The organism is Streptomyces sp. NPDC054841 (assembly GCF_053611045.1).
The window spans coordinates 1-3,171 of the sequence record NZ_JBSGZO010000715.1 but is presented as its reverse complement, the minus strand read 5'-3'; the positions used below and the strand labels follow the sequence as shown (position 1 = coordinate 3,171).

The 3,171-nt window shown below is 68.1% G+C and carries 3 protein-coding genes; all 3 read left to right on the top strand.

Annotation, left to right across the window (positions count from 1 at the left end):
* Positions 1–69 precede the first annotated feature (69 nt).
* Positions 70–1,650: an ABC transporter substrate-binding protein gene (locus tag ACWGI8_RS42175; RefSeq protein WP_453668757.1), complete on the top strand. Its 1,581-nt coding sequence runs from the start codon at positions 70–72 to the stop codon at positions 1,648–1,650.
* 102 nt (positions 1,651–1,752) lie between these two features.
* Positions 1,753–2,436: a uracil-DNA glycosylase gene (gene ung / locus ACWGI8_RS42170; protein ID WP_453668756.1), complete on the top strand. Its 684-nt coding sequence runs from the start codon at positions 1,753–1,755 to the stop codon at positions 2,434–2,436.
* Between the two features lie 147 nt (positions 2,437–2,583).
* Entirely contained in the window at positions 2,584–3,021 is a 438-nt protein-coding gene (locus ACWGI8_RS42165) for a hypothetical protein (RefSeq protein WP_453668758.1), read from the top strand.
* Positions 3,022–3,171 lie beyond the last annotated feature (150 nt).

The window sequence follows — 3,171 nt, the reverse complement described above, 5'->3', positions numbered from 1 at the left end:
CCTCCACGTTGGTCCGGCGGGGCACTGCGGTATGGTTCGCCGACCCATGGCTGAACGAGGAGCGTGCACGTGTTCAACCGGACCATGCTGCGGGCGGCTGCAGCCCTTGCGTCCATATCCCTGGTGGCGGGATGCGGTCTGTTTTCGGATGACCACGCCGATGGGGCGCAGCAGATAGTTGTCGGCACGACGAGTGCGCCCAGCACACTCGACCCGGCCGCCGCGTGGGACGGCTCCTGGGAGCTGTTCCGGAATGTGTTCCAGACCCTCCTGAGCTTCCCGACCGGGAGCACCGCGCCCGAGCCCGACGCGGCGGAGAGGTGCAAGTTCACCAATCCCACCAATACGGCATACCGGTGCACGCTGCGCGAAGGCCTCAAATTCTCCAACGGGAACCCGCTGGACGCGGCCGCGGTCAAGCACTCCATCGACCGTATTCAGAAGATCAACGTCAACGGCGGTCCGAATGGACTGCTCGGATCGCTCCGTGCGGTCGAGACGGACGGGAACCGTACCATCACGTTCCAGCTGACCAAGCCGGACGCCACGTTCCCGTTCATCCTCGCCACGCCCGCGATGTCCCTCGTCGACCCGGCCGAGTACCCGAAGGACAAGCTCCGCGAGGACGGCAAGCTCACCGGCTCCGGTCCGTACACCCTGGAGTCGTACCAGGAGGGCACGCAGGCGGAGCTGAAGAAGAACGCCCGCTACAACGGCTTCGCCGACCGTAAGAACGACGCCGTCACCATCCGTTACTTCAAGGAATCCGAAGCGATGGTCGGTGCCCTCAAGCGGAAGGAGATCGACACGACGTACCGCGGTCTCACCGCGGAGGAGGTCGTTGATCTCCAGGAGAAGAAGAAGGCGAACGAGGGCCTCCAGCTCATCGAGACCACCGGCGCCGACATCCGCTACCTGGTGTTCAACCCCAAGGACCCGTCGGTCGGCAAGCTGCCGGTCCGCCAGGCGATCGCCCAGGTCGTCGACCGCGGGGCGCTGGTCGGCAAGGCCTACCGGGGCACCGCCGAGCCGCTGTACTCGATGATCCCCAAGGGCATCGCCGGGCACACCACCGGCTTCTTCGACAAGTACGGTGAGCCCGACGCCGACAGGGCGCGCGCCATCCTGAAGGACGCGGGAATCGACACCCCCGTTGCGCTGACCCTCTGGTACACCACCGACCGGTACGGATCCGGCACCGCCAGCGAGTTCGCGGAGCTCAAGAGGCAGCTCGAATCGTCGCGGCTCTTCAAGGTCACGCTCCAGGGAAAGCCCTGGAAGGAGTTCCAGGAGGGGTACAAGAAGGGCGAGTACCCGGTCTTCGGCCGAGGCTGGTTCCCCGACTTCCCCGACCCGGACAACTTCATCGCGCCCTTCGTCGGCAAGCAGAACGTGCTGGGTACGCCGTACGAGAACCGGGAGATCACCCAGCAGCTGCTGCCCCAGTCGCGGCAGACGAGCGATCGCGGGGACGTGTCCAAGGAGTTCGCACGGGCACAGGAGATCCTCGTGGACGATGTGCGGCTGCTGCCGCTGTGGCAGGGCAAGACCTACATTGCGTCGAGCGAGGACATCGCCGGCGGCGAGCGCGCCCTGGACCCGCAGACGGTCATGCAGTTGTGGGAGCTGCACCGGCAGACCAGCTGGTAGGGGTGGGGCCGGTTCGGGGCGGACCGTCCGGCGGGAGCGATTGTCAGTGGCCGCAGGTAGGTTCTGTGGTCGAGAACTGATCGCACACCGGAGGTTGTTGACGTGACCGACACCGACATGCTGCCCGAGTCCTGGCGCGGCGTCCTCGGCGAAGAGCTCCAGAAGCCGTACTTCAAGGAGCTCGTCGAATTCGTCGAGGACGAGCGCGCCAGGGGGCCGGTGTACCCGCCGCGCGAGGAGGTCTTCGCCGCGCTGGACGCCACGCCCTTCGACCGGGTGAAGGTGCTGGTCCTCGGCCAGGATCCGTACCACGGTGAAGGGCAGGGGCACGGCCTGTGCTTCTCGGTGCGCCCGGGCGTCAAGACCCCGCCCTCCCTGCGGAACATCTACAAGGAGATGCAGGAGGAGCTGGGCCTCCCGGTGCCGGACAACGGCTATCTGATGCCGTGGGCCCAGCAGGGTGTCCTGCTGCTCAACGCGGTGCTGACGGTGCGCTCCGGCGAGGCCAACTCCCACAAGGGCAAGGGCTGGGAGAAGTTCACGGACGCGGTGATCAGCGCCGTCGCCTCGCGGCCCGATCCGGCGGTCTTCGTGCTCTGGGGAAACTACGCGCAGAAGAAGCTGCCGCTGATCGACGAGGAGCGCCATGTCGTGGTGAAGGGCGCGCATCCTTCGCCGCTGTCCGCGAAGAAGTTCTTCGGCTCCCGCCCGTTCACGCAGATCAATGAGGCCGTGGCGGCCCAGGGGCACGAGCCGATCGACTGGCGCATCCCCGACCTGGGCTGACGGTTCGCGCACCTGGCTGACAGGTTCGGGCCCGGCGCCCGAGCCTGTGCCGGATCACCGGTGGTGGCGGCTAGCGTCGGCACCACCGATGTCGAAGCGCTGGAGGCCGCACTCGTGGAGCAGCAGGAGGCGTCGGAAGACGCGGTCATGACCAGGATCGGGCAGGCGATCATGCTGCTCCACGGCGGGGACCGCGAGGAGGCACGCAACCGCTTCGGGGAGCTGTGGGCGCTGCTGGGGGAGGACGGCGACCCGTTGCACCGCTGCACCCTCGCCCACTACATGGCGGACACCCAGGACGATGCCGGGGACGAGCTGGCCTGGGATCTGCGGGCGCTGGCGGCGGCGGAGGGACTCACCGACGAGCGCCTGGCGCAGCACCACTCGGCGGCCGCCGTGCGCGGCATCTATCCGTCCCTGCACCTGAATCTCGCCGCGGACTATCTGAAGCTCCACCGCCCCGAGGCCGCGCGCGTCCATCTGGACCGGGCGCGGGCGGCGTCGGACGCACTGGGGGACGACGGCTACGGGGACGGGGTGCGTGCGGCGATCGACCGGCTGGGCCGCCGGTTGTCGGAGGGGTGACGCGAGGGCCTGTCCGGGCGATCTTGCCGGGCCAGCCTGATCCACCGGACAGGCCCTAGGTCCTGTCCGGGCGATCTTCGAGGACCAGGCCGCGGCGTCAGATGCATGGGGTCTCCCCAGGCCCGGAGGGCCGAGGGGACGCATCGCAAG